This window comes from Chitinophaga silvisoli (assembly GCF_003412465.1).
In the GTDB taxonomy this organism is placed as follows: domain Bacteria; phylum Bacteroidota; class Bacteroidia; order Chitinophagales; family Chitinophagaceae; genus Chitinophaga; species Chitinophaga silvisoli.
On record NZ_QTJV01000009.1, the window covers coordinates 572,826 to 597,860 of the forward strand.

Sequence of the window (25,035 nt, forward strand, 5' to 3'; positions counted from 1 at the left end):
CGGTTTTAATAACCGTAAAAAGACTAATTTTCGTTTCATGAATACCAAACACATTGCACTTATTTCGTCTGAATTGGGCATTTCAGCCCGTTCAGCTGAGAATACCATGAATTTGCTGGCAGAAGGGTCTACCGTGCCCTTTATCAGTCGCTACCGTAAGGAAGTGACAGGCAGCCTTGATGAGGTGCAGATAGGCCGTATCGAAGACCTGCAGAAACGTTACAAGGAAATTGATGAACGTCGTGCGTTCATTATCAAAACCATTACCGATCAGGAGAAAATGACTCCGGAACTGCTGGACAAACTGGAGAATACCTGGGTACTGACAGAACTGGAAGATATCTATCTGCCATATAAGCCCAAACGTAAGACCAGGGCTACTGTGGCGATCGAAAAAGGCCTGGAACCGCTGGCTAAAATGCTGTTTGAGCAACAGGAAGGTGTACCTCAAACCCTTGCAGAACAGTTCCTTAACGAGCAGGTAGCCTCTACGGAAGAAGCCCTGAAAGGTGCCCGTGATATCATGGCAGAGTGGATCAACGAAAATGCTGAGCTGCGTGACAAAATGCGTAAGCTCTTCACCCATACGTCTGTATTAACCTCCAAAGTGATTGAAGGTAAGGAAGAAGAAGGTAATAAATACAAGGATTACTTCGACTTCAATGAAGACTTCAGCAAAATTCCTTCTCACCGTGTACTGGCCATCCTGCGTGGAGAGGCTGAAGGTTTCCTGTACGGCACTATTGCGCCGAATGAGGAAGAGGCGATTGAGATCATGAATAAACAATTCATAACCACCAGGAATGCGGCTGCAGAGCAGATAGGAAAGGCGATCACCGATTCTTACAAGCGCCTGCTGCGTCCATCACTGGAAAATGAGTTCCGTGCGCTGGCGAAGGAAAGAGCGGACCAGGAAGCGATCGAGGTATTTGCAGAAAACCTGCGTCAGCTGTTGCTTGCTGCACCACTGGGACCTAAGGCAGTGATTGCTATTGACCCGGGTTACAGAACCGGTTGTAAGGTGGTAGCACTGGACAACCAGGGTAATATGCTGGATAACGATGTAATATATCCGCTGGAAAAGAATTATAAACGTGATGATGCGGAAGCCCTGTTGAAGAAATGGGCCGATCGCTATGATACTTCTGCTATCGCAGTGGGTAATGGTACTGCTGGCAGGGAGACAGAAGAATTTGTGAAGAAGATTGATTTTGGTAAAAAGATCAATGTATTCATGGTGAATGAGAGTGGTGCTTCGGTGTATTCAGCATCTGAGGTAGCGCGTGAGGAGTTCCCTGAATTTGATGTAACGGTGCGAGGTGCGGTATCTATTGGTCGCAGGTTGATTGATCCGCTGGCAGAGCTGGTGAAGATCGATCCCAAGGCGATTGGTGTAGGTCAGTATCAGCATGATGTGAACCAGTCACAGTTGAAACAGAGTCTGGACAGAGTGGTAGTAAGCTGTGTGAACAATGTGGGAGTGAACCTGAATACGGCATCCAAGCATTTGCTGGCGTATGTATCTGGTTTAGGGCCTTCACTGGCGGAGAACATTGTGAAATTCCGTAAGGAGAATGGTGCATTCAGCAACCGTTTGCAATTGAAGAAAGTAAGCCGCCTGGGTGAGAAGGCATTCGAACAGTGTGCGGGCTTCCTGCGCATTGAGAATGGCGATAACCCGCTGGATAATTCCGCTGTGCATCCTGAGCGTTATAAGTTGATTGAGACTATGGCTAGCAAGCAGAATTGTACGGTGCAGGACCTGATGGCGAAGGAAGATCTGCGTAAGGCGATCAATCCGAAGGAATATGTGAGTGAAGAAGTGGGTTTGCTGACGCTGGAAGACATTCTGAAGGAATTGGATAAGCCGAGCCGTGACCCGCGCGATGAGATTGCGATCTTTGAATATGCGGAAGGGATTAAGAGCATGGAGGACCTGAAAGTGGGGATGACATTGCCGGGTGTAGTAACGAATATTACAAACTTCGGTGCTTTTGTGGATGTAGGGGTAAAACAGGATGGCCTGGTGCATATTTCTCACCTGAGCAATAAGTATATCAGCAATCCGAATGAGGCGGTGAAGCTGAACCAGAAGGTGACGGTGACTGTGTTGGAAGTAGATCCGGGCCGTAAGCGGATCTCATTGTCTATGAAGACGAATGAGCCTGTGCAGCAGGGTGCCGGGCAGAGAAGGGAGAACAGGGACAGGAGGCCGGAGCCGGCTAAGAAGAGCGGAGCGCCTGCGCCGTTGAATGATTTCCAGGCTAAGCTGGCAGAATTAAAGAAGAAATTCAACTAATGATATGCTGGTAAGAAAAAGCCCATTCCTGTCGGAATGGGCTTTTTTTATGGGTTTAGTTACCGAATTTCTCTTTCCACTTCAGGAGTTTTTCGGGGTATATTGAATCCCGTGTCTCGCTAAACAGCTTTACAACCCCATTCACGGCCACACCTGCGTAGACTACATCATGCTTCATATCGATTGCGATTGCGGCTTCATCGGCCCCGCAATAGTGTTTACGGCAGCCCTGGTTGTACAGCACATCATTTTCTACTTCAATAGGAGGTGCTACATCAAAACGCTGGCGCAGGGTATTGTTATCATTCCCCAACAAAGATTTGAGCCGCGATTTGAGAGGTTCGTGTTGCAGCATATCCGTTTCCGTGATATACTTGCCGTCGTATTGTTCAAAATGCTTCCAGGAGGTCACTATCACCGGTTCAATCGCATCATTAGTGGTTATCATCGTGTCTGTCTCCGGTGCTGAAATATTGTCCTTCTTATCCCTTGCATTATTCATTGAGGGTTCCTTGCATCCGAAGATGCAGGCAGCCATTACGGTCATGGCTGTCACATGTTTGGTAAATGTCATGATTTCATTGTTCACGGCTTGTCTGTAGCCGCTATCATTTTCCTTTAAATACAGGTGTTCGTTTTTCTACGAAAGCCTGCATGCCTTCTTTTTGATCTTCGGAGGCAAACAGGAGGTAGAAATTCTTCCTTTCAAAATGTAAGCCTTCTTCCAGTGAGCTATCGAAGGCTTTCAGTACAGATTCTTTTGCCATGCGGACGGCGAGGGGACTCTGTGCTGCAATTTCTGTTGCTAACCGGAATGCTTCCTGCAAATATAATTCAACCGGAACGATACGGTTAATTAGTCCTGCATTTAATGCTTCTGTTGCGGTAATAAATTTTCCGGTCAGCACCATTTCCATGGCGAGGGCTTTGCCTACGGCCCTGGTGAGGCGTTGGGTTCCGCCTGCCCCGGGCATTACCCCGAGTTTGATTTCGGGTTGTCCGAAGCGGGCAGTTTCGCTGGCGATGATCATGTCGCAAAGCATAACGAGTTCACAGCCACCGCCTAAAGCAAAGCCGCTTACTGCTGCAATCAACGGCTTCTTTGTTTTTTTTATTGTATCCCAGGTGCTGAACTGATCGATATTATACATATCCATGGCACTTTTGTCTGCCATCTGTTTAATATCAGCGCCTGCCGCAAAAGCTTTATCATTTCCACTGATCACGATCACGCGTACACTATCGTCTGCGTCCAGTGATTTTAATGCGTCCTTCAGTTCTGTCATTAATTGCAGATTGAGGGCATTTAATTCTTTGGGGCGGTTCAATTGAATGTGCGCAACAAAGGGCGCTACCTGTTGGTGTATGATTATAAATTCTGGTTGCATGTCCTAATTTACGTCAAAAAGCTGATGATTATTGAAAACACGACGAAGACCAGCAAAAGGGAAAAGCTATATACTAATACCAGTGAAAAGGCCTTCCAGAAGGACTTGCCGCCATAGATTCTTTTCATTGACAGCATGAGGTAAATAAAGATGACGATAAGGCCGGATAGTGATATAAAATCTACGTTAAACAGCCAGTCGAGGATGGCGGTGAACAGGTAAAATATGAAAAAGAAGGAATGGAAATGCAGGGAAAAAATTGCGTGATCGGCATAGTACCATTTCTTTCTGCGGTGATAGATCCATTTGAGGTAAAGTGCGAACAGCGGGAGCAATACGAACATCATTTTGGGATAGTTGTGCTGGAAGCGTTCGTCTATTCCCTCCTCTCCTTTCTCTTTGCGTTCTTTTTGTTTAAAATACTGGCGGATGGCCTGCCTGGTGATAAAACCATCCCGTTCACTTTTGGGCAGGGCTTTCTGGGCATCGAGGTATTCATCTTCATTGTGGTATTTCTCCAGTTTATTCTTCCAGGCACCGGCGATGCTATCGGTGGGATCGGTGTTGCCTATGGTGTAGCTTTCAGTAGTGAGGACGGTTGCTTTTTCTGCTTTTTCCTTTTCTTCGTGGGTAAAGGTGAAATAGCAGAAGAAAAAGACGAAGGAGGTAAAGATGTAGAGCTTAATCGGGTTCACGTACCGGACCCTTTTGCCGGCGGTATATTCCTGGGTCAGGAATCCGGGTCGGAACAGGAGGTACTTGAGTGTGGTTAAGGTCTTTGAATCATAATGAATTACGTCGGCGAAGAAGTGGTGAAACAGGTGGCCGAAAGATTCGTGGGGGACAGTGTTTTCCTGTCCGCAATGTGTACAGTAGCGTTCCGGAACTTCTGTGCCGCAGTTGAGGCAGTTTTTTTCTGCCCTGATAGGTTGTGTTTTCAAATGGGTAAAGTGTTAGTCCTATAAATATAATTTTTTTTATCTGTTTTACGTTTTAGGGGAATAAAATGGGGTTGGCACTGGATTTCAACAATTTACAAATCCTTCATACGTATCATCCCCTAAATCATTATTTTTGCATTTAATATGTACGCGAGAAAAACTTTAATTGCTATAGCCATATTTTTGGGAGTCTGCACGGGGGCGCAGGCCCAGTTTTACTACCTGGATATTCTGAATACGAAGGCGACAGAGGAAAGCCAGGCTAATTACAAAAAAGCCAAGGTAGTGTCTCAGGTAGTAGCCAGTTTTGATGCTGAGGGGCGTAAGACGGATTATGACTTCAGGAGTGAGCGTGATTTTTCTGACAACTACCGGCAGCTGGTGACGGTAACGGCTTCGATCGCTACGGGTCGTTCCATCATGCGGACATATTTTAATACCAAAGGGCATCTGACCAAGATTATTGACAGTACCCGCAGTATTATTACTACGACCATCTATACCTACGATAAATATGATTCTTCCCATAATATTAAGGAGATCTATGTAAAAACAGAGGATCCGAAGAATAAGTATACGGTTTCGGAGACCCGGAGGTATGTGTATGATTCGCTGAACAGGCCGACGAGGATGATTCATTTCCGTGGGGAGAAACTGGAGGATTCGACGACGGTGAAGTTTGTGCTGGATAGTGCGGGGCATGTGGTAGAGGAGCAGGAAACGGGCAAAGGAAAGATTTATTATAAGTACAATGACCAGGGATTGTTGACGGATATATACCGGTATTATCCATCGAAACAGAAGATGTTGCCGGATTATGTATTTGATTATGATGCGAAGAACAGGATTGGAGCGACGACGACGGTGAATGTGCAGACGGGGGATTATATTATTTACAGGAATACGTATAATGAGATGGATCTGCTGGATGGTCAGGATGTGTATGGGAGGCAGAAAGTGCAGGTGGGAGTGGTCAGGTATAAATATAAATTTTAAAGATTTTTAGGAAAGGCTGCGGTATCGCAGTCTTTTTTATTTACTTTAATGTAGTGCTGGGCGTGGGTTTGAGAGGATGGAGGACAAATTTTAAAAAATAAGGATAAGATTTTTTTGTTTTTATAAAACAAATCCTATCTTTGCAATCCCAACGAAAAAACAACGGGTTGTTTCTGAGGGAAAAGAAGTTCTTTAAGATAAGCGGAAGTAGCTCATTTGGTAGAGCACGACCTTGCCAAGGTCGGGGTGGCCGGTTCGAGCCCGGTCTTCCGCTCCCTAAACAAGTTTCCAAATTGCTTGCAGTTTGGATTTTTTGTTTTGAGGATACCCGGGTGGTGGAATTGGTAGACACGCGGGACTTAAAATCCCGTTCCCAGCAATGGGAGTGTGGGTTCAACTCCCATCCCGGGTACAGATGGCGCTGGCGCGCTGAAATAGTTGATAAAGAAGGCATCGCAGTAGCGATGCCTTTTTTGTTTTTACTAATCCAACTTTTTAAAGATTTTAATAAAATCTCCCCATTCAATTATCAGGTTAAATGATTTGATAAATTTCTTCTCAAGTAAGGCTAAATCAGACAGTTTTTGGAAGGAGTAAAATAAACTAATACTTTTACTCCCTCTATTCCCCAAAAATCTTCTTTATAATTAAAAAAATAATACCATGTTTGGAAAAGTTAAACACATTGTTGTAATTCAAAGCCTTAAAGGTGAGAGGTTAACAGGGCAAGAACTTTATCAAGATACAATCAGGAGAAGAATAGATTTCAAGGGGTTGGATTTCACCCATAATTATCATGATGTGACTAGTAACTGTGAATTAAAGGAATTACTGAAGCAATATGCGGATCAAGCATCTGCATATAAAGATGGTATAGTCATTCACTTGGAGATGCATGGAGATCATCATCTGAAAGGATTATATCTAAGTAACGGAGACCTGATCACATGGGAAGAACTAGTCGATCTATTCAGAATTATCAACATCGGTACCCAAAATAATTTATATATTACTATGGGTACTTGTAATGGTCGATATCTGTATAAGGGGGCTAACCTTTTACAGAAATCACCCTATGCAGCCTTCATTTCCGCAAGTAAAGAAGTAACAAATGATCAAGTATTTGATGATTTTACCAAACTGTATGAAACCCTATTAGCTAATGGTAATCTTATTGATGCCTATTTGGAATTGGAAAAAGCAGGTACTGAGTTTTTTTACAAGGATTCAAGAACCGTAACAGAAGAAGCTATTGGAAATGTTATGGAAACACTACTTGGTAAAGCAAATCTGAAATCACAGGTAATAAACAATATGATTAAGGAGACAGAACGATTAACAGGTAAAAGGTTTACCCCGCAGGAGGCTGAAGCTGTATTTAAAGTTGCGATAATTAATATTTTAGAACAACAAAAATCAACATTTGATTTTAATAATCAATAACTAAAAATCAAGCACAAATAAATCACGAATTAGGTTAGATAATTGTCCTCTGCTGCGTAAAGATGAAGCTGGCGCTTCTAACTTAATTTAAAAGGCATCGATTTGCATCGATGCCTTTTTTGTTTACATCTTTTCGAAGATTAATGTTCCAGATTTATTACCTTAAGGCATTGAACGATATACCTAAACTATGATGAAGCGCTATTTATCCGGAATAATATTGCCGCTATTGTTCGCCGCCTGTAATAACAACGACGTATCAAATTTTCAAAAAGAACTCGCCACTCAAACAGATACGCTGGAATTTAGTAACCGGAACGATACTTTAATACAGGGAGCTAAAGGAACTGCTATCTTCTTTGAAAAAGAAAGCTTTGTATTGCCTGATGGCAACCTGCCCAAAGGTAGTGTTACCGTCTTATTAAAGGAATGTTACAGTTTCTCCGACATGATACGGGAAAACCTGTCCACCACATCCGGCAAAAATATACTGGCAACCAGAGGCATGATTTACATCAACGCCTTCGCTGATGACCAGGAGTTACAATTGAAACCTGGTAAAAAGTATATCATTCATTTTCCCAAAGACTCTATTGGCAGTCAAAAGCAGATGAATTTATTCTATGGAAAAAAGCAGGATGATAAGGTAGACTGGTCGCTGGATAGTAATACCCTGCTCAGGCCTACCGCCTTTATGAGTGGGTGGATGACCACCGGTTATCCAAACGCCGATACAACAAAAGAACCAGGATTCTACTTTAAAGAGAAAAGCTACGAGGATATTTATGGCTACTTTTACAAACATTTTGATTATACAAAACTTCAGCCGACAAAAGATATTTCGGATAAACAGTTCAGTGCAGACTTTATTGTAACAAAGACTGGTAATATATCAAACCTCAGGATAGTAGAAGAACGTCTTGATAGTAGTGGTCAGAGCCTTGTTGATAACAAAACAAAAGCAGACCCTTATCTTTATCAATACATCCTGCAAATACCGACCCTGGAACCTTTTTATGAGTTTGATGGTGATAAACCCGAGCCTATAAATGCGCCCTGTTCCTTTTATATCAATATAGGGCTCTATCCACCTGCTTACCGCAACAATGAAACATATAGCAGGTTGTTCAACCAGAAATACGCAGCTTTCAAAAATAAAACTATCCGGACAATGAATGATGCTGAAATGAATTATTACATTTTCAGTGCATCAAAATTAGGTTGGATCAATTGCGATTTCTTCTGGCAAACAAATGATGCGAAAATAAATTACATTGTAAAAGTTGATCCTGGCACTAAACCAAATATAAAATTGATATTCAAAGAGCAAAAAAGCATACTCAACGGAACGTTGGTAGAAGACAAATATATTTTCAGTAACATTCCTGCTAACCAACAAGTAAGAGTCGTATCTATTCTTTTTCAAAATGGCCATCCGCAGCTAGCGGTTAAAGAAACAACTACAATTGAAAAAGAGCTGGAACATTTAGAGTATAAAGATTTCTCAGTAGAAGAGCTGGAGAAAGAGGTAAATATTCAGTGATGATGATTTAATTCAGCTAAGAGTAGAAAATCCTTTATAAACAAGTTAGACAAATCCCGCATCCCGGGTACAACGCGGACGCGTTTAGAAGGCATCGACGAAGAGTCGATGCCTTTTTTGTTTATGATAAACATAACTAGTATTTGCTGCTGGTTATATAAAAAGTGGACCCATATTCGCCATGCAAGCTTTCATTTCCAGCATAGTTAGCTCCACATGCAGAAGCTGCTATTTTATAACTGCCACTAGGTAAATAAACGGTTTTATTTGCTCCAACGGGAATAATAATCAATTCTGCTTCGGGACCACTATAATAACGAACAGTAAGTTCGCATCCTGTATTGTTTGATATCTGTACCGACGAATTTGCAGAATAGTTATTATTGTATTGATTGAATGTTGGCATTTGCCCTGTTGCCTTATCACCGAAAATTTCATCTACTTCTAAGCGGATAATTTTTTTACGTATCGCTTCTGCATCCGGATAGTCTGGATAGCGATCTAAAAAATTCCTCCAACTATAGGAGGTATTTTGTGCTGTCGCTGCGTCAAATAACTTCTGCTTATCGAGTATGGCTAACTCTGCACGTCTTGAAATAGCCATAGTAATATAGTGACCATTGGGATATTTTGAAATGTATTTTTCACAATAAGAAATATCTTCCAATGTATTTGCCTGGCTCCACAATTCTTCTTCATCAATATCTGAAAGATATTTTTTTGCTTCTATTGCTAAGGGCATATCGGGATATTTTTCAACAAGCGTTTGAAATTTCATTCTTGCGTTTATAAAAAACCTGGCGTAATAAAATGTCTTTCCATCAGAAAGCAAATTTGGGGCACCAAACTTAATCCCTTCCAATTCTTCCATAAGCTTATCTCGTTCCTGTTCTATTTCATTTTTTTGAGATACTACCTTGTCATATTCACTTTGTGGTACACATGAATAAAGAATGGTGAAAATAAATATTAAGCTAATTTTCTTCATTAACTGGGATTTGAAGTGTATATATAAGAGGAGCAATAATTTATCTATAGAATTACATAAATGTATGAATAGATTATCTCATACGTATTATTGTTCTAATATTTCTACCTCAAATACCGGAATAATCCCCATTCCCCGATATATTTCTTCTCTTTAAATTTGAAATCAATATTGTAGCTACATATAATCTTTGAATATTCAAACCGGTATGAGCGATTGCCGGGGAAAAGCTCAGAGAGAAACAGATATCACTCTCAATTTGTTGATATCTATGAAAAATATATAATTATGCCAGTAGGAAGAACTGCAAAAACAGGTGAAATATGTCCTGAGAGCGGTGTATGGAAAGTAATGGGTACTCCTAGTACTACAGCGCCAATTGCTAAAGGCAACAAAATGCCTCCTTATGGAGGTAAAGCTGTTGTTTGGCAACTCATCCAACTAGCTTAATCTCAGCTAAAAATAAAAAAGCTTCCCTTACTGGGAAGCTTTTTCCAATATTGTAATAAATTTTTTGCGAACTAATTTCGTTGAAAAAATTCCAACTTAAGCTTAAGGCTTTCAATTAGCCTATCCGCCAAAAAATCCAGCATAGGACTGAAATCTGCATCCGATTGTTCAAAACGGTTCAAATACTCTTTTCTATCAACATCTTTGATGAAGATCGGCGGATATCCTTTCTTCAGTAAAATAAGATTCGTGAACAATCTGCCTATTCTCCCATTCCCATCATTAAAAGGATGTATTTTATTCAAAAACTGCTGATGAAAGAACGTGGCGATTGTCAATGGATGTGTTTCTATGTTCTCCTCATCAATATTAGCCAACCTGTTATTTATTTCACCAATCAGATCATCCATTGCTTTAGGCACTTCGGTCGGTAACAGATAAGAATGAATTTTACCGTTACTCCTGACTGTTACATTCTCAAAAATCTTAAACCTACCCGGGCTATAAAGACTATCATCAGTCCACTGTGCAAGATCCTTCATTAGCTCCTTATGCAAAGCTTTAATATTATCGACTGAAAAAGTTTCAGCACGATAATTCTTAAAAACGTTATCTAAGACTCTTTGATGATTAATCAAATCCAATAATTCACCAGGAATAGCATTTTGGGGCGTAACAAAATCTTTGAGGAGTTTGAGTGTTTGCCCATAGGTAAGCGTAACACCTTCTATTTTGTTAGAATTATAAGTGAAATCCACTTTAACTTTTTCCAGAAAGGCATCATCCCAATCCTGATCAATATTTAATGCAGCAATCTGCCTTTTCAGTAAATTGATTTCTTCAACTTTCTTTTCAATCATTATTTAAAATCAATCTCGTAATCAAATCCTTTAGATTGCAACTTTTGCAGCCACTTCTTATACAAGTTCTTTCCGACCACAACTTTACCATCTTTCAAATAAAGCGTCTCCCCTGCTATAAAATTCTCCAGATCATCTTTGAACTTTAATTCAAGATCGTCAAGAAATATAAATTCCTTTTGGGAGAGGGTCCATAATGTATTAAGTTTCTCAGAAATTGAAGCAAGCTGATACATAATCAGAAAATTCAGATTATTACAAAGTTAAGAAATTAAGGCTTTTACTCAACAAACACAAATCATATGAATTTCAACCACTTATGATTTTCCTAAAAACTCCAACCCTCCAAATTCCCCGAAATTTAATGTTAAATAATTAGATAATTGTTCCTCTCTGCGTACCGCTGGCGCGCTGAAATAATTGATTTAAAAGGCATCGCTCCCGCGATGCCTTTTACTTTTTGACGGAAGTAGAATACGGTTTATTGTTAACATTTTTACCTCCAACCCAATTATACTTTCCGCCTATAATGAAGTTGCACCAATCCCGTATCATACGTTTTTGCAGTAATGAATTCAAGTACCTGTTCAGGTCTTCCGTCTTTAAACAACCTTGTTCCGTTACCCAGTAGAACCGGGATAACCGAAATTATAAACTCGTCTATTAACTCATTCTTCAATAATTCGTTGATCACTTCTGCCCCACCATCACAATAAATATTTCTGCCACTCTCAGACTTTAATTGATGAACCAATTCTGTCAAATTGCCGGTATAGAAAATTGTTCTCCCTACCTGTGGTTTTTTATTCCTGGTAATTACATAAACATCCCTTTGTCCGTTGTCATAATGAGACGGGCCAATCTCTTTAAGTACATAGTCATATGTTTTTCGACCAATAATTAATGTGTCAATTGTGCCTGTAAATTCCGCATAACCATAATCCTCCCCTTCCTTTTCAACGAGTTTTAAGAAGCTGAGGTCATCATTAGGTTTTGCTATATACCCATCTAAACTTGTTGCAATGAAAAGTGAAATTTTTCGCATTTGCTTTTTAATTTATTGTTTGTACGAAGTTACTTTCGGACACCTATCTGCCCTTTGTAAAAATGCGACATTTTAAAGCAGTGATGGTGAAAACCCTGTATTTCGCTTAATTTCATTTGTAAGATGCGAATGGTCATAATAACCACATTCAAAAGCTATCTCAAGCAAACTCCGGCTGCCAGCTGATTTTCTGATAATGCTCAAAGCATGCTGAAAGCGAACTATATTAGCATATTCTTTTGGTGATAATCCAATGTGCTTTTTAAAGTTCCGTTCCAATTGTCTTACAGTGGTGAAATTTCTTTTTGAAAGTTCATGAATGCTAATTTGTCCGTTTGTTGAATGAATATCATTTATAGGTGATTCCAAAAGATTGTATTTGTTCTTTCTCCTATCAAGAAAAAATTGGTTCAGGTAATTGATTGGGGTTTTAACGATCTTATCAATATTAAATGAATTGCTTTTTTCAAACTCAACAGTATTGTCAATTAATTCCTTTTGGGAGGCATAACTGTAAAAATTAAAGAAAGTGGCAGGTTTCAGACAAATACCTAACAAATGTGTTTCGTTGTCAATAAAACTATCTTTGAATGAGGTCATTGCGCCAACAACATAAGTCTTCCCAAACTCCATACGGACCAGGCCATTATCCGTCAAACAGGTATTACCCAAATTCATCACCAGTCCGGCACAACCATCAGGAAAAGTTCGTTCCCATTGTCTATCTGATTCGTTCCCTTTTAACTCCCAATAGGAATGAATAAAGGAGGCTAATTCTTTGCAAGGTTTTATTTCTTTATACTCCATTGGTTCTAATGTAAGGGTGACAATATAGATTTTTTATACCATAGTCAACGCAACCTGGTTTAATAATTCGCCCATCCCGCATACAGGTGAAGATAGCGCTTCGAAATGGTTGATAGAAATGATATTGCTTCTGCGATGCCTTTTTGTACGCGTCTTTTGCTTTGACGGTATTAAGACGAACACTTAATACATTCATTATTACTCCCGTTCCAGGCATCGCAGACACATCCCACATTTAAATTTTAAGGAGCATCTTTTCTGTGAAAATCCAGATTAATCTTAATAACCCAAAACAAGGCATCTCAAAATAAATATAGCCGCTTTCTCTGTTTTTAAATTTCTACTCAAAAACATAGGTGAATGACTAAAATAATTTTTGAAAGTGATTATTTGATGATGCAACTTTGCAGTGTAATTTTTTAGTTAACCTTTAACCCTGTACTATGAATCGTAGCACCATCCTGCTTCTACTGTATGCTGCTTTTGCTTTAGCATCCTGTCAAAAGAAAGAAATCGAGAAACCGGGTATTAACAGTTTGATTGCCAGCAGTAATGCAGGCCCAATAACTGCTTTCTACCGATATTTTTACAAAGGCACCGGTAATAGCACTGATGCCAAAAAAATCTTTTCCGGAAATAGCGTCAATGGGTCTAACTGGACCTTCAGTGCGCTTAACAATCCTGGAGGAGGCGCGAATGGTAGTCCTGCGGCGACTGTCTTCAATGGGAATATCTATGTATTTCATAGAAGCGCGTTAAGTAATTACGTATATTATACCCGCAGCGCTGATTTAGGAGGTTCCTGGGCTACGGATGCAATGTTGGGGAATTACGCCGCAACATCAGGTGATCTTTCCGCTTGTACTTATGGAGGCAAAATGTTCCTTGCATATCCAGGCAACGATTTTCACCTGGGGAATAATACCACTACCATCCACTATTCTTACAGTTCAGATGGATCTAATTGGACTGAGGTAAATTTACCTTATACATCCTATGGCGATCCATACATATTTACTTTTCACTCCGTAATCTGTATCCTGTATACCAGCACCCTTTCGCCGGCTCCTGCTTTTACCATTTTAACTTCTGCAGATGGCATAAACTGGACAAAGGGCTCACAGCTGAATTTCGGATACTTCCGTTACGCTGCTGCAACGCCTATCAATTCAGTTAATCTTGGCAGCCCTCCTTCTGCTGTTATAGTTGGGATGGATCCGGATGGGCAGCTTAAAACTACCACGTCCAGTGACCTGGTTAACTGGACTACTCCAGTTAAGATCACAACAAGATCAGGTCAGCTCGCATATACCAGCAGAAGACCTGCTATCAGCGGCTCTTGTGGTGTGGTGATCTATAAGGCTAAAACCAATTCTAATATCATTTATGCTTTACCAGGAGGTTATGGGTATCTGGAATGGGCAAATGCAGTTGGCACTACTGATGAATCTCCATTTATGGTAGAAACGCCCTGAACTAATTGAATAAAAAAATGTGGATTTATACTTTGAAGAATACTCTTATAAATAGAAGAATCCTCTTAAATATTTATAGGCAGTCAGTGTCAACGCGGCAGATCTGCAATTTGTTGAAATTCAATAAATCTTGCGCGAAATCGCCAAGTAATTATCTTTCGCGGTGGATAATGTGGGCAGATCTGCAATATGAAACTCAATAAATCTTGCGTGGTGGACAACGCGGACACATTATAAAAGACATCGAATAAAAGGCATCGACAAATAGTCGGTGCCTTTTTGTATGTTAGCGCTGTCATTTTTTTGCATTTACCCCTCCCCTCTAGTTTATATGAAAGTTGATAACTCAATTGCATTCTTCGAAAAAATCAAGGCCATGACCGAAAAAGCCTGGGAAGAAATTGATCCTGCAGATGAATATGGTCCGAGGATTCCACCCGGGGCCAAATGGAACCGGGGCCTCACCGAAGAAGAATTGAAGCAATTCGAGCAAGACATGGGTTTTGAGTTCCCTTTACCCCTGCGTAATTTTTACCGGACTATGAATGGATTGGATAAAGTGGATACCTGGGTAGATGAGCATAACGTCCATCATTACTTTACTCCATTCTATGCCTATCCCCGGGATCTTGATCGTATTTATAGTATGATCAGCTGGATCTACGAAAGCACAGGAGTAAATTCTGAAATAGTGAAGGCCAGCGGTATTTCAAGGATTTTCCCGGTATGGCAACATCGCTTTATCATGATAGATAATCCAGGACATCCGATATTATCTATGCATGGATCAGACATTATATTTTATGGAGCTACGCTTGCCAGAAATTTCATTGCTGATCATTTTGATCATCGGTTTGGGAATGATGTAAGGCTTAAATTTCCTCCCATTCGGGGTTATTCATGGAAAGGATGGGTTGTTCCGTTTTGGTATCCGGGACCACGCTATCGCCGCCGAATGCTGCCAAGAACCACGCCGTATAAAGGTGTATTAACTAAACGTTTTGGAAAAATTAAACGGAAGATAATCATGGATAAGCTAGCCATGGGAAGAACTAAAGTGTAATGCAGGTAAAGCCCCTCCTCTCTTTTTCCGAAAAAATTAATATCTTACTGGTGCATTTGCCCGCAGTAATAAAGCACCGTGCTCATTACTATTTCCATTATTCACGTTATTACCAGGTCAACCACCTGCATTTATCAAACTAACTTCTTTAACCCATGAAAAAACTGCCATCTGCCATTAAAAGGAAATCCGCTCTCCTATTAATTGTCTTATTGATCCTTAGCTTCTCCCAACTTGAAGCTCAAGGGATTCAGTTTGCCAGCTCAGATCTTGCTACAGCTATCAATATGGCCAAACAGCAAAACAAACTCCTGTTTATTGATATGTATACTGACTGGTGTGGTCCCTGTAAAATGATGGAAAAAGAAATCTTTCCACTGGAAAAAGTGGGTCAGTTATACAATGAAAACTTCATATGCTGCAGGATCAACGCTGAAAAAACCGTAGGTCCGGATCTTGTAAAAAAGTATGAAGTAGAGGGATATCCTACATTTCTTTTTATCACTCCCGAGGGAGACCTGATTGCCAAAGGAATTGGTTACAAGGAAAGCCCTGATCCCTTCATTGAGTTAGGACGATCTGCTATTCATAAAAAAGAGATAAACTTTTCAGTCAGTAAGATGAGGGAGCGGTATGAAGACAATAAAAACAATAAAGAATTTCTGGCTACCTATATCCCGCAACTGGATAGTCTTGGTTTAAAAATCGAACTGGAATCTGTATTAAATCAATATTGTAAAATTCTCAAAACACCTTTGGATGCTGACTTTAACCTCCTGATCAAATACGTATTCAAAGTTAACTCAGGAGCTTTTGACTTTCTACTGGAAAACCAGGTGGCAGCTTATCAATATTTTAATCCGGATTCACTTTTCCCAAATGAAAAATATTCGAAACAGGTGCAGTTTGAAGGAATTTTCAATAACATTATTATAGAAGGCATGATGGATGCAATCGCTAAGAAGAACGTAGATGAATTCAACCAGGCTATTGCCAGGAGCAAAAAAATGGACCATCATTCACCCAAATTTCCACTTTCCATCTCTGCCTTCAGTGCTCAGTTTTATACCAGGATGCAGGATACTGTAGCTGCCATAAGGGAATTACATCATTTTTCTGACACCCTCTTACCTGCTATTTTGCCTGTGGCATCTTCACTGGATAGCCTGGAGGCCATTCAGCATCAAACTTCCAAAGGAAATTACCTGGCATACCTGGCTCACATCACAAATGTGACGGCGGATAAATTCCTGCGTTACAGCAAACTGAATAGTGACTTCCAGAAAGCACTCAGCTTAAGTCAGCAGTCATTAAAATTAAAGCCTAATGAACCTGAATATTTAAATACCAGTGCCAGGAGTTATTATTTATTAAAGAATAAAGCGCAGGCGATAAAAATTCAGCAACAAGCTATTGAATACAGTAAGGATAATAAATCAATAAATGAAAAGCTTGTATCGCAGCTGGCTGATATGCAGGCGGGGAAGGAAATTATTTAATTATAGATTCTGAAATAAAGAGAGGTTGTATCAAAAGTAAATTTACGGGATTTAATGGCAAGAATTTATTGTATATAATTCCAGTTACTTTTGATACAACCGCTATTTTATCTCTTAGAATTGGTAAGATTTTATCACCTTAGCAACCAGTTCTGCAATCACCGCACTACCTTTGTCTGAAGGGTGGATACCATCATAAGTCATATCCATCGCTCTTACCGGATAAGGATATTCATCCGCCTCATTAAACGGGATGTTTACATAATCAGGGTAAATATATTCCTTGTACTCATAAGTCTGCGGATCTCTCAGCCATTTAAACTTCACAGCCTGTCTTAAGCCCAGCCTACGCTCACGATAAAGATCCACTACATCCATCTTATCTGCTTTCGCTATTTCCTTTACCGCATTTGCAAAAGATTCCAGGCTTTGACCATTCTTATCTCTGTAAGATCCATAACCATTGATCCTGGAATTGAGAATATATACAAAATCGCCCCGCTGCATAGGTGTGATCAGGATAATATGAGCTTTGGGATTCAGGCCCCTGATTTTGTCAATAATCACCCTGAAGGCACCATTCAATGTGCCCGGCCCTGTATTGTTCAGGTAATCGTCCAGGGTACCGAGTTTTACACCTACCCACCAGTCGTTGGCACCGAGGAAGATGGTATATACATCTGAAGGCTTCAGGTCAAACTTGTCTAATTTTTGCGCAATCTCAACAGATGTCCAGTAATTATGTCCCTGATTGGTGTAGGTCAGGCCCGGAACTTCTTCTGTTACTCTCGTTATCCAACCTTTTTTAACACGATATTCGCTTTCATTCAGGTGATCATTTAAATATGTGAAGGAGTCACCGATGGCAGTCCAGGTGATTTCCCCGGGAGGTGTAAAAGAGCTCAGAAAAACAGGCAGAATAAGTAATAGGGGTACTAATTTAAACACTTTCATATCTACATTTTGACATATATACGAAACATATATGTTTATGGTTGTAAGCAAATTGTTAATAATATGTATGTCCACATTAACAATCAGAGGAGGACAAGCAGGTTATAAGCTACTGAAATCCAACTTATTCAATGAATTTTAGGAGAAATATCAGGACTTTATAATTTTAACTGGTGGTGGAGGGGGAAGGGAAAAAATTGGGGGGGAATGGGTGGGGAGATAAAAAGATACTAAAAAAATTAGTAAATTAGGGGAAAGAAAGAGGTATTATGGCTTATCCAGCGTCTTTAATCGCTCAAATTTTTGTTAACAAGGGAATAGAAGAAGGGAATCCTGTGACCCAGATGAAGCTCCAGAAAATGGTTTACTTTGCTCATGGATTGTATTTAGCAGCGTATAACAAAAAGCCGCTTATAAAAGAGACATTTCAGGCCTGGAAATTTGGCCCTGTAGTACCTGATATCTACCATACCTATAAGTTTTACGGAAGCACTCCCATTAACGATACAAAATGGATTTTAAGAAATGACTTAAATCCGGATGAAACCCGCTTAGATGATAGCGCCACCCAGATTATTGATTACACCTGGAATACCCTCAAAGGTATTAATGCCGTAAAGCTTTCTAACTGGACACACCAGGAAGGCTCCCCCTGGGCCAAACATTATGTGCCGGGTGTAAATGAGACATTCATTCCAAATGATGATATAGGAACTTATTTTGAACGTTTCATAACGAAATAAAAATGCCTCCAGCACAGTTTACTATCCAGGGAGTAGAACCTGCAATTGAAGGCGCTCCCTCCACCAACCCATCTAATACTTCACAAGCCCTTATAGAAGAAGAAACATATTTAGACCGGCAGCTCGAAAGGCAGATCCGGATGGAGACACTGGTTTCTCTCAGGGAAGGAAATAAAACCCGGGCCCAGAATAATGTGGAGAGGAAGAAGTATGCCGGATTTATCTTTCTGCTAACCTGTATCTGGGCTTGTCTGATCTTTGTTTTGATTTTCTTTGTGGGGTTTTCCGTTATGAAAATTTCAGATAGTATTATCATCACCCTGATTTCTTCTACTACAATCAATTTCTTTGGGTTTTTCTTTCTTGTGGTGAAGTATTTGTTTAATACAGGAAATGCCGGTGCGGCAAACGGTACAAGCCCACAGGAACCAGGTGGAAGACAAGCTTCTGAATAAGTAATTTCACAACCTTCAGATCCATTTTTATGAAAACAAAACAGGTCATTCCGTTAAATACCCCCATTTATAAAGTCATTCCACTCCCCCATTCCATCTGCCTGCTTTCTGGCAATACAATTATTACTGTTGACATCACAACCGGATATAAAGTCGTCCATACTATTAATGCGTTTGACATCATCCTGGACCTGGTCTATGAAAAAGGTCTTGTTTACCTCGCAGGCATTGGCAGCAGGCCATTAGTATACGACCTTAATGAAAAACGTATTGTACATGAGATAGGCATTAAAAATGAAAGCCCAACCGGACATTCAGCTATTATAAAAATAGAAGACCACCTTTATTGTGCGAATATCTACTCCGAAAAACTCGAAATCTATAAAGACAATACGCTTCTCCGCTCCTTCCACATCGGCCATTTTATTAAACAGCTCCTTTGGGATGACCATACCCGCACACTCATCATCGCAGCCGCCGAAAGTGAAGACTCAGGCTATCTTTTAGGCTACCGCATAGATGAACAAAATGAAATACACTGCCTGGATGTATACGTAGATTGCCACTTTTCTGTAAGTAATATCGGTTTCAATATTGATCACACTGAGCTATTGATTACAGGCGGTTTTCCTCCTATAAATATCCAGGTACAATCTTATCCCGATCTGGGTTTCAAAAAGGAAATCATGTCTGCGGAAGACTACAGCAAAGACCTGTTTGGCAACGAAACCGGGTATGCCTTTAACCTCCGTCATCAGTTCCTGAATCTGGAAGAATTACTTTTTCCATACAGCGGCGGCTCTCTCCTACTCATTAACTACAAAACCAGTGAATATCGCCAGCTGCTGGAAAACGGAGAAACCTGGATCTTCATTCAGTTCATCGAAAACGAGCTGGTCGGAGTGAGTGCAGAAGGCAATATATACCTCTTTGATCACGATTTTTTTGCCCCCTATACACCTGCTATGATAAACCCAATCGGCCCATCTGCTACATTCAATGAAATTGACTGCGAACAACCTTTATTTAAACGTTATACAATTGAACCAGGGGAAGATACGGAAGACCTGGTTCCAGGTCGATAAGTAATGTATATTTGAAAGACATTATTCCGAAATTCAGGACCTTGAAGAAGCCCGTACAGGACCGTAAAAGAAACAAATAAAACAACTCCATGGTCCCGGGATAAGATTTAAAAGAATTCAATCTACTAAAATTACAGCGCCATTTTTTGTTAAAACAAAGCTCTTATTTTCCCTTACCAAAGAAATACCCTACACTCACTCCTCCTGACCTGTTATACTGACCAACCTTATCCACATAATTATCTGTCAGTCCGAGGCTATAATTTACATTAACAAACAAACCATTTTTCAACTCGTATCCTGCTAAAAAATTAACGCCATAATTCATTGGCCGATAATAAATAAAATTTGCGTATTCCGATCTATTCGGATGGCTGTTGATCTCGATATCCGCTTTATAGCTGTTTTCATGTACCGTACCATCTTCCCGCTGTACATACGTCATATAGTAATCATAAGTACCCTTCAGTGCACGGGCAACATATGGTCCGGCCCCCACGTACAAACCATTGAATTTATACACCACATTCAATGGTAGTTCCAGGTAAGTAAGATGAGTCTCCTGCCTGTTATACACATCATTCTCTTTATACACCAATTCATACTTATTGCCCTTCTTACTCAGCAGGAGCTGCGGCTGAAAGTAAAGCCGGCCGGTAATTTTGGTCTCTGCAATTACACCTGCATGCCAGGTGGAAATAAATGAATTGGTAATTGTGGTAGCAGTCATCTTGCTATCCTCCTTAAATTTCGCCATGGAGTAGCCAGCTGTAATGCCAACTGAAACCTGGGAGAAGACCGGGAAAACCAATAAAGTAAAAGTAACAAACAGCAGAATTCTTTTCATATTTTAGGGTTGTTTATGATTAGACATCGCTTTGGCAGCGGATTTTTTAAAAAACCAACCTGCACTCAGCCCCCAATACCTATTCTTTACGCCACTATCTTTGCCATATACATTAGTCAATCCCAAACTATAATTCACATTCAAAAACAATCCGTTTTTAAATTCATAGCCACCAATAAAATTCGCTCCATAATCCATAGATCGCATATACAGGTTGTATGGTTTTATCCCCTTCTCACTGCTTTTAAATTCAATCTCTCCCTGGGTATTAAATTCTGAACTGGGTATTGTTAAATCATAAGATATATATGCAGACCTGTTATGGTACCTGCCTCCCAGTCCCCTGGCAATATAAGGCCCTGCTCCGGCATACCATCTATTGTATTTATAAACTACATTCAATGGCAACTGCAGATAAGTGGTATGTACTACTCCTTTGAAATAATTACGGTACGTTTCTGTATTCATATCAAATTCCGAAATTGCGCCCTGACGGCTGACCAGTAACTGTGGCTGGAGATATAAATTACCGTGCAACTTTGCCTCCGCGATTAAACCGGCATGCCATGCCGTAATAAAAGTGTTGGTCCTGTATTTACTACCTACTGTATGAGAATAGTGGAACCGGGATAATTTACCTCCACCTGTGATGCCGACGGAAATCTGGGAAAAAACGGGAATTGTTAATAGGTTAAACGCTACAATCAGGATAACTTGTTTCATTTGTAAAGGGCTATTTGACACGAATTTACATAAAAATTATGAACTGCATCTTTTGCCAGCAAGCTTGTTCCTGCATTGAATTGCCAGGCCTATACAAGATTTTCCAGTCAAAGGAAACAGCCTGACACCCTGATCAGACTACCTGCTTTTCGACTCGTTTTTCCACCTATAACGAAGATTGCAAACTAGCCATAAACAGAGGCTTGTACAGCGAGAAAATGGTTTGTATGTTTTTCGTCAGCAATAGAATATAATAAAGATACTGTAATTAAATCCGCGAAAACCAGGAAGAGAAATTCCGCCTGTAGCCATAATAAAGCAGCCCAAAGTTCCCCATCCTACATCACTCATGAAAAATCATACCGGCGAACTGCCGCAATGACCGCCTCCAGGTTTGCCATTCATGTGCAGTGCCGGGCGATTCATAATACACATGCTTTATACCAACTTTTTCCAACGCTTCATGAAATCCCCTGACTCCCTTATACATCCTTTCCGGTTCTGCGGTACCTATACTCAGATATACCAGCCTGACCTTTTCATTGAACGCAGCAGCATTTTCCCACGCCCCATTGAACATCTTCCTAATATCCACGTCTGGCTGCCGGAAAGCAGCACCGCTGAAACCACCGATATAAGAAAAAAGATCCAGATGCGTCATCGTTGTCTGGAAGGTCTGGAAGCCTCCCATGGACAACCCGGCCATGGCCCGGTACTTTCTATCTGTAAGCGTACGAAACGATGAATCAATCAGGGGGATTACTTCATTGACCAATACATCAGGAAAAACATTGCCGGACATGCCCGGAAGACCAGCGGGCTGACTGGCAACGGGTTGCCGGGGATCAATAGCATACCCCCTTTCCATGACTACGATCATGGGTACTGCTTTTTTTGATGCTATCAGGTTATCCATAATGATATTCATCTTACCCTGCCGTGGCCAACCAGTTTCGTCTTCCCCTCCCCCATGTTGCAGGTAAAGTACAGGATACTTTTTATTATTCTCCCGGTCATAACCAGGAGGCGTGTATACAAGTGCCGTCCTCCAGGAGCTGGTGATAGCTGAATAATATTCCACTGACCTTACCTGTCCATGAGGAACATTGCTGATCTTATAATAATCCCCATCCGGATCAGGGATATCTATTCCACTTGCCATACGTCCCATACCGTAGTAGGTCTGGCTGGATGGATCTACCACCGCTATGCCGTCAATGATCAATGAATAATAGTGAAAACCTACTGGTATAGTATCCGTCACTACCGTCCAGTAGCCCCCTGTATCTCTTTTCATATCATACTTCCTGCCTAAATCGATTTGTAAATGCTGCGCTTCCGGAGCTTTTATGCGGAACACCACACGATTATCAGGCATGATCTGCGGATATTTCTGACCCGGAATATTCGTGCTGGCAGGAGTGCCCTGGCCTGAATAGATATACTTCGAAAACAAGGATGTATCTACAGGCTTGAACAGCAATTGGGAAAACATATACAAACCGTTTTTCCATACCTTAAAATCATGAACACCGGGTTCTATGTAATAGATATGCGGCACTCCATTCTTAGCAAGATAGTCATGCGTACGGCGACTGATATTTATCAGCCGGTCATCTGCCCCACAGGAGATCCATAATAATTTAAGTTGTTTTGCTGCTTTGCCAGGATCGGGTACCAATTGTTCCGGAGCCTTGGTATTTGGTGCTGAAGAGAATCCTCCGACCCAGGCAAATTTATCCAGGTGACTCAATCCGAAATTCAGCGACTGTCCACCTCCCATTGACAATCCGGCGATGGCCCTGTCTTCCCTGTTAGTACGCACCGGGTATTTCTTTTCAATAAAAGGTATCAGGTCGTCCAGCAGGTCTTTTTCGAATCTTTCAAATGCCTGGATCTTATCCATTGCCATGATATCACCGGTGGCCCTGTCATCTCTCATAGCCCTGCCATTAGGTAGTACCACAATCATTGGCGTAAGCTTTCCCTGCGCGTAAAGGTTATCCAGGATCACCTGCGGCTTTCCGCCATTCAGCCATTCCTTTTCATCTCCGCCAATACCATGAAGCAGGTATAATACAGGATACTTTTTTCCGCGGGAAAAACCAGGGGGTGTATATACCAGGGCCTTTCTTTTTACACCAACCGTGTTGGAGAAATAACTAATCGTATCAATAGTACCGTGAGCAATCCCTGCACGCAGGGAATCAAAACCCGCTGGTGCCTGTTGAACAATTTCCTGGGAATAACCAGTCAATATAAACAGGCAAAAGAAAGCCGGCAATAAAAATAAATGCTTCATATGTGGATATTTACTACAATTGTATGGATGACAATAATACAGGATAAACAAGGCTCAATGTAGGCACTTTGGATGCTGCTATTTTGCGTTGTTTACCCTGTATATTATTGAATTTTACTGATAATTCCTGATCACTCCAAGATCGTATGGAATATTACCATAGTCGCCATAACTTCCATTCGGCACACCCTGGATCAATAGCTGACATCTGTCTATATTATCGATCTCCAATTTCTCGTCAGTACCGGAACGAATCGCTTCTACATGAGAGACCTGATCTGTCCATACTTCTGACAGGAACCGGAGATTATCCCTCGCTGCCCACTTCTCTGCGACCTGTGTCCAGGTACCTCCCAACGAACTGGCTGTCCACAGCTCCTGGTAACGGTTGATGTCTTCTACGATCATATAATACTTAGCATCTGCCTTGCTTTTATAAACATGCACTGCCTCAAATGTACTGGTAGCTGCTACAGTAGGCGCTTCCCAGTTATATGGGAAATTAGCCACGGTCGTTCTGCGTCTTTTGATAGTGCGTGACCCATCCTGGGCAGAATAAAAACAATATACGTAGGCACCATCAGAAATACACCAGAAATCAATACCATCAGTAAAGCCCATGCTTCTGACAGGTGTCCACAAACCGGGATTGCCAACATCTGTGGATGTCGAAAAGGAAGCTCCCAGCCCACTCTGGTAAATCAGGAACCACTTGCCCTTTGCCGGAAACCAGAATACCTGGGGTGCACAGAAATATGAACCCGCATTCAAGGCACTCATATAAGTACGACTGGCAGTTTTAAGACCGGCAATAGAACTGGCAGCCGCATATCCCATCCGCCAGAGCCCCCCGGTTCCTTTATCGCGACCTGTATAAAAGAGATGATATTTCCCACCGGAATAAACGATGGAAGGATCCTTCACCGCCAGATCGTCAAACGCTCCTGCAGGACCATCCAGGAAACATCTCGCATCTGCATACCAGGTAGGATTGGCTATTGCTGCGGCAGTTACCGCCACCCTGTTTTTACCCGTTAACCCACCTGCACCATCCAACGATTTTTTGGTGCATGAAGCACACATCAGCAGACATGTAAGCACCGCACCTATGTACTGTAACTGTTTCATA

At 41.0% G+C, this 25,035-nt stretch carries 24 protein-coding genes and 2 tRNA genes; 13 read left to right on the forward strand and 13 right to left on the reverse strand.

What is annotated here, in order from left to right; genetic code table 11:
- The first annotated feature begins 37 nt into the window (after nt 1-37).
- Nucleotides 38-2,299, forward strand: coding sequence for a Tex family protein (locus DXN04_RS24200; RefSeq protein WP_116855968.1), 2,262 nt, complete (start codon nt 38-40; stop codon nt 2,297-2,299).
- 55 nt (nt 2,300-2,354) lie between these two features.
- Here the strand turns inward: DXN04_RS24200 and DXN04_RS24205 are convergent, their stop codons facing one another.
- From DXN04_RS24205 to DXN04_RS24215, 3 genes are read right to left on the reverse strand one after another with little or no spacing between them, the layout of a single operon-like run.
- On the reverse strand, nt 2,355-2,873 hold the full coding sequence (locus DXN04_RS24205; protein WP_147320050.1) for a hypothetical protein: 519 nt from the start codon (nt 2,871-2,873) through the stop codon (nt 2,355-2,357).
- A 34-nt stretch (nt 2,874-2,907) separates the two neighbouring features.
- Nucleotides 2,908-3,687, reverse strand: a complete 780-nt coding sequence (locus DXN04_RS24210; RefSeq protein ID WP_116855970.1) for an enoyl-CoA hydratase-related protein — start codon at nt 3,685-3,687, stop codon at nt 2,908-2,910.
- 8 nt (nt 3,688-3,695) lie between these two features.
- On the reverse strand, nt 3,696-4,628 hold the full coding sequence (locus tag DXN04_RS24215; RefSeq protein WP_116855971.1) for a DUF3667 domain-containing protein: 933 nt from the start codon (nt 4,626-4,628) through the stop codon (nt 3,696-3,698).
- A 144-nt stretch (nt 4,629-4,772) separates the two neighbouring features.
- Here DXN04_RS24215 and DXN04_RS24220 point away from each other — a divergent pair, with 144 nt between their 5' ends.
- The 5 genes from DXN04_RS24220 to DXN04_RS24240 all read left to right on the forward strand — a co-directional run bounded on the left by DXN04_RS24220 (nt 4,773) and on the right by DXN04_RS24240 (nt 8,610).
- Nucleotides 4,773-5,624 (forward strand): RHS repeat domain-containing protein, encoded by an 852-nt coding sequence (locus DXN04_RS24220; protein WP_116855972.1) that lies wholly within the window; start codon nt 4,773-4,775, stop codon nt 5,622-5,624.
- Nucleotides 5,625-5,825: 201 nt separating this feature from the next.
- Nucleotides 5,826-5,898: transfer RNA gene (locus tag DXN04_RS24225), tRNA-Gly, on the forward strand.
- 52 nt (nt 5,899-5,950) lie between these two features.
- Nucleotides 5,951-6,036 (forward strand) — tRNA-Leu (locus DXN04_RS24230).
- Nucleotides 6,037-6,287: 251 nt separating this feature from the next.
- Nucleotides 6,288-7,067, forward strand: a complete 780-nt coding sequence (locus tag DXN04_RS24235; protein ID WP_116855973.1) for a caspase family protein — start codon at nt 6,288-6,290, stop codon at nt 7,065-7,067.
- 190 nt (nt 7,068-7,257) lie between these two features.
- The gene (locus DXN04_RS24240; RefSeq protein WP_116855974.1) at nt 7,258-8,610 is read left to right on the forward strand and encodes a hypothetical protein; all 1,353 of its coding nucleotides are present in this window, start codon (nt 7,258-7,260) and stop codon (nt 8,608-8,610) included.
- Between the two features lie 136 nt (nt 8,611-8,746).
- Here DXN04_RS24240 and DXN04_RS24245 read toward each other — a convergent pair whose 3' ends face one another.
- On the reverse strand, nt 8,747-9,598 hold the full coding sequence (locus DXN04_RS24245; protein WP_116855975.1) for a DUF6759 domain-containing protein: 852 nt from the start codon (nt 9,596-9,598) through the stop codon (nt 8,747-8,749).
- Nucleotides 9,599-9,886: 288 nt separating this feature from the next.
- On the opposite strand from DXN04_RS24245, the gene DXN04_RS35250 reads away from it, so the two are divergent.
- On the forward strand, nt 9,887-10,048 hold the full coding sequence (locus tag DXN04_RS35250; protein ID WP_199415126.1) for a hypothetical protein: 162 nt from the start codon (nt 9,887-9,889) through the stop codon (nt 10,046-10,048).
- A 71-nt stretch (nt 10,049-10,119) separates the two neighbouring features.
- Here DXN04_RS35250 and DXN04_RS24250 read toward each other — a convergent pair whose 3' ends face one another.
- The 4 genes from DXN04_RS24250 to DXN04_RS24265 form a co-directional block, all read right to left on the reverse strand.
- Entirely contained in the window at nt 10,120-10,908 is a 789-nt protein-coding gene (locus tag DXN04_RS24250; RefSeq protein ID WP_116855976.1) for a Fic family protein, read from the reverse strand.
- A complete protein-coding gene (locus tag DXN04_RS24255; RefSeq protein ID WP_116855977.1) occupies nt 10,908-11,144 on the reverse strand; it encodes a hypothetical protein in 237 nt (78 codons plus the stop codon). Before DXN04_RS24255 ends, DXN04_RS24250 begins: the two co-directional genes overlap by 1 nt.
- Nucleotides 11,145-11,419: 275 nt before the next feature.
- Nucleotides 11,420-11,953 (reverse strand): dihydrofolate reductase family protein, encoded by a 534-nt coding sequence (locus DXN04_RS24260; protein WP_116855978.1) that lies wholly within the window; start codon nt 11,951-11,953, stop codon nt 11,420-11,422.
- A 72-nt stretch (nt 11,954-12,025) separates the two neighbouring features.
- Nucleotides 12,026-12,760 carry a helix-turn-helix transcriptional regulator gene (locus tag DXN04_RS24265; protein ID WP_116855979.1) on the reverse strand — a complete coding sequence of 245 codons (735 nt, stop codon included), beginning with the start codon at nt 12,758-12,760 and terminating at the stop codon, nt 12,026-12,028.
- A 443-nt stretch (nt 12,761-13,203) separates the two neighbouring features.
- On the opposite strand from DXN04_RS24265, the gene DXN04_RS24275 reads away from it, so the two are divergent.
- From DXN04_RS24275 to DXN04_RS24285, 3 genes are all read left to right on the forward strand, one after another.
- Nucleotides 13,204-14,235 (forward strand): hypothetical protein, encoded by a 1,032-nt coding sequence (locus DXN04_RS24275; RefSeq protein ID WP_116855981.1) that lies wholly within the window; start codon nt 13,204-13,206, stop codon nt 14,233-14,235.
- Nucleotides 14,236-14,518: 283 nt separating this feature from the next.
- A complete protein-coding gene (locus DXN04_RS24280; RefSeq protein WP_116855982.1) occupies nt 14,519-15,298 on the forward strand; it encodes an SMI1/KNR4 family protein in 780 nt (259 codons plus the stop codon).
- A gap of 155 nt (nt 15,299-15,453) precedes the next feature.
- Nucleotides 15,454-16,797, forward strand: coding sequence for a thioredoxin domain-containing protein (locus DXN04_RS24285; protein ID WP_116855983.1), 1,344 nt, complete (start codon nt 15,454-15,456; stop codon nt 16,795-16,797).
- 114 nt (nt 16,798-16,911) lie between these two features.
- Here the strand turns inward: DXN04_RS24285 and DXN04_RS24290 are convergent, their stop codons facing one another.
- On the reverse strand, nt 16,912-17,751 hold the full coding sequence (locus DXN04_RS24290; protein ID WP_116855984.1) for an SGNH/GDSL hydrolase family protein: 840 nt from the start codon (nt 17,749-17,751) through the stop codon (nt 16,912-16,914).
- Nucleotides 17,752-18,020: 269 nt separating this feature from the next.
- Here DXN04_RS24290 and DXN04_RS24295 point away from each other — a divergent pair, with 269 nt between their 5' ends.
- From DXN04_RS24295 to DXN04_RS24305, 3 genes are read left to right on the forward strand one after another with little or no spacing between them, the layout of a single operon-like run.
- A complete protein-coding gene (locus DXN04_RS24295) occupies nt 18,021-18,494 on the forward strand; it encodes a Panacea domain-containing protein (RefSeq protein ID WP_116855985.1) in 474 nt (157 codons plus the stop codon).
- Nucleotides 18,495-18,496: 2 nt separating this feature from the next.
- Nucleotides 18,497-18,949 carry a hypothetical protein gene (locus DXN04_RS24300; RefSeq protein ID WP_116855986.1) on the forward strand — a complete coding sequence of 151 codons (453 nt, stop codon included), beginning with the start codon at nt 18,497-18,499 and terminating at the stop codon, nt 18,947-18,949.
- A 29-nt stretch (nt 18,950-18,978) separates the two neighbouring features.
- Entirely contained in the window at nt 18,979-20,034 is a 1,056-nt protein-coding gene (locus DXN04_RS24305) for a hypothetical protein (protein WP_116855987.1), read from the forward strand.
- A gap of 163 nt (nt 20,035-20,197) precedes the next feature.
- On the opposite strand, the gene DXN04_RS24310 is transcribed toward DXN04_RS24305, so the two are convergent.
- The 4 genes from DXN04_RS24310 to DXN04_RS24325 all read right to left on the reverse strand — a co-directional run bounded on the left by DXN04_RS24310 (nt 20,198) and on the right by DXN04_RS24325 (nt 25,034).
- Nucleotides 20,198-20,881, reverse strand: a complete 684-nt coding sequence (locus DXN04_RS24310; protein ID WP_116855988.1) for a porin family protein — start codon at nt 20,879-20,881, stop codon at nt 20,198-20,200.
- A 3-nt stretch (nt 20,882-20,884) separates the two neighbouring features.
- Nucleotides 20,885-21,604 (reverse strand): outer membrane beta-barrel protein, encoded by a 720-nt coding sequence (locus DXN04_RS24315; protein ID WP_116855989.1) that lies wholly within the window; start codon nt 21,602-21,604, stop codon nt 20,885-20,887.
- 343 nt (nt 21,605-21,947) lie between these two features.
- The gene (locus DXN04_RS24320; RefSeq protein ID WP_116855990.1) at nt 21,948-23,906 is read right to left on the reverse strand and encodes an alpha/beta hydrolase-fold protein; all 1,959 of its coding nucleotides are present in this window, start codon (nt 23,904-23,906) and stop codon (nt 21,948-21,950) included.
- 114 nt (nt 23,907-24,020) lie between these two features.
- Nucleotides 24,021-25,034: a non-reducing end alpha-L-arabinofuranosidase family hydrolase gene (locus DXN04_RS24325; RefSeq protein WP_116855991.1), complete on the reverse strand. Its 1,014-nt coding sequence runs from the start codon at nt 25,032-25,034 to the stop codon at nt 24,021-24,023.
- Nucleotide 25,035: the final 1 nt, after the last annotated feature.

Bases quoted from the DNA above. Each gene is read 5' to 3' on its own strand.
- DXN04_RS24305 (WP_116855987.1), top strand. From the start codon at position 18,979: ATGAAAACAAAACAGGTCATTCCGTTAAATACCCCCATTTATAAAGTC.
- DXN04_RS24220 (WP_116855972.1), top strand. From the start codon at position 4,773: ATGTACGCGAGAAAAACTTTAATTGCTATAGCCATATTTTTGGGAGTC.
- DXN04_RS24285 (WP_116855983.1), top strand. From the start codon at position 15,454: ATGAAAAAACTGCCATCTGCCATTAAAAGGAAATCCGCTCTCCTATTA.
- DXN04_RS24280 (WP_116855982.1), top strand. From the start codon at position 14,519: ATGTTAGCGCTGTCATTTTTTTGCATTTACCCCTCCCCTCTAGTTTAT.
- DXN04_RS24210 (WP_116855970.1), bottom strand. From the start codon at position 3,687: ATGCAACCAGAATTTATAATCATACACCAACAGGTAGCGCCCTTTGTT.
- DXN04_RS24315 (WP_116855989.1), bottom strand. From the start codon at position 21,604: ATGAAACAAGTTATCCTGATTGTAGCGTTTAACCTATTAACAATTCCC.
- DXN04_RS24295 (WP_116855985.1), top strand. From the start codon at position 18,021: ATGGCTTATCCAGCGTCTTTAATCGCTCAAATTTTTGTTAACAAGGGA.
- DXN04_RS24265 (WP_116855979.1), bottom strand. From the start codon at position 12,760: ATGGAGTATAAAGAAATAAAACCTTGCAAAGAATTAGCCTCCTTTATT.
- DXN04_RS24200 (WP_116855968.1), top strand. From the start codon at position 38: ATGAATACCAAACACATTGCACTTATTTCGTCTGAATTGGGCATTTCA.
- DXN04_RS24310 (WP_116855988.1), bottom strand. From the start codon at position 20,881: ATGAAAAGAATTCTGCTGTTTGTTACTTTTACTTTATTGGTTTTCCCG.
- DXN04_RS24300 (WP_116855986.1), top strand. From the start codon at position 18,497: ATGCCTCCAGCACAGTTTACTATCCAGGGAGTAGAACCTGCAATTGAA.
- DXN04_RS24320 (WP_116855990.1), bottom strand. From the start codon at position 23,906: ATGAAGCATTTATTTTTATTGCCGGCTTTCTTTTGCCTGTTTATATTG.
- DXN04_RS24235 (WP_116855973.1), top strand. From the start codon at position 6,288: ATGTTTGGAAAAGTTAAACACATTGTTGTAATTCAAAGCCTTAAAGGT.
- DXN04_RS24240 (WP_116855974.1), top strand. From the start codon at position 7,258: ATGATGAAGCGCTATTTATCCGGAATAATATTGCCGCTATTGTTCGCC.
- DXN04_RS35250 (WP_199415126.1), top strand. From the start codon at position 9,887: ATGCCAGTAGGAAGAACTGCAAAAACAGGTGAAATATGTCCTGAGAGC.
- DXN04_RS24245 (WP_116855975.1), bottom strand. From the start codon at position 9,598: ATGAAGAAAATTAGCTTAATATTTATTTTCACCATTCTTTATTCATGT.
- DXN04_RS24290 (WP_116855984.1), bottom strand. From the start codon at position 17,751: ATGAAAGTGTTTAAATTAGTACCCCTATTACTTATTCTGCCTGTTTTT.
- DXN04_RS24325 (WP_116855991.1), bottom strand. From the start codon at position 25,034: ATGAAACAGTTACAGTACATAGGTGCGGTGCTTACATGTCTGCTGATG.
- DXN04_RS24255 (WP_116855977.1), bottom strand. From the start codon at position 11,144: ATGTATCAGCTTGCTTCAATTTCTGAGAAACTTAATACATTATGGACC.
- DXN04_RS24260 (WP_116855978.1), bottom strand. From the start codon at position 11,953: ATGCGAAAAATTTCACTTTTCATTGCAACAAGTTTAGATGGGTATATA.
- DXN04_RS24275 (WP_116855981.1), top strand. From the start codon at position 13,204: ATGAATCGTAGCACCATCCTGCTTCTACTGTATGCTGCTTTTGCTTTA.
- DXN04_RS24250 (WP_116855976.1), bottom strand. From the start codon at position 10,908: ATGATTGAAAAGAAAGTTGAAGAAATCAATTTACTGAAAAGGCAGATT.
- DXN04_RS24205 (WP_147320050.1), bottom strand. From the start codon at position 2,873: ATGACATTTACCAAACATGTGACAGCCATGACCGTAATGGCTGCCTGC.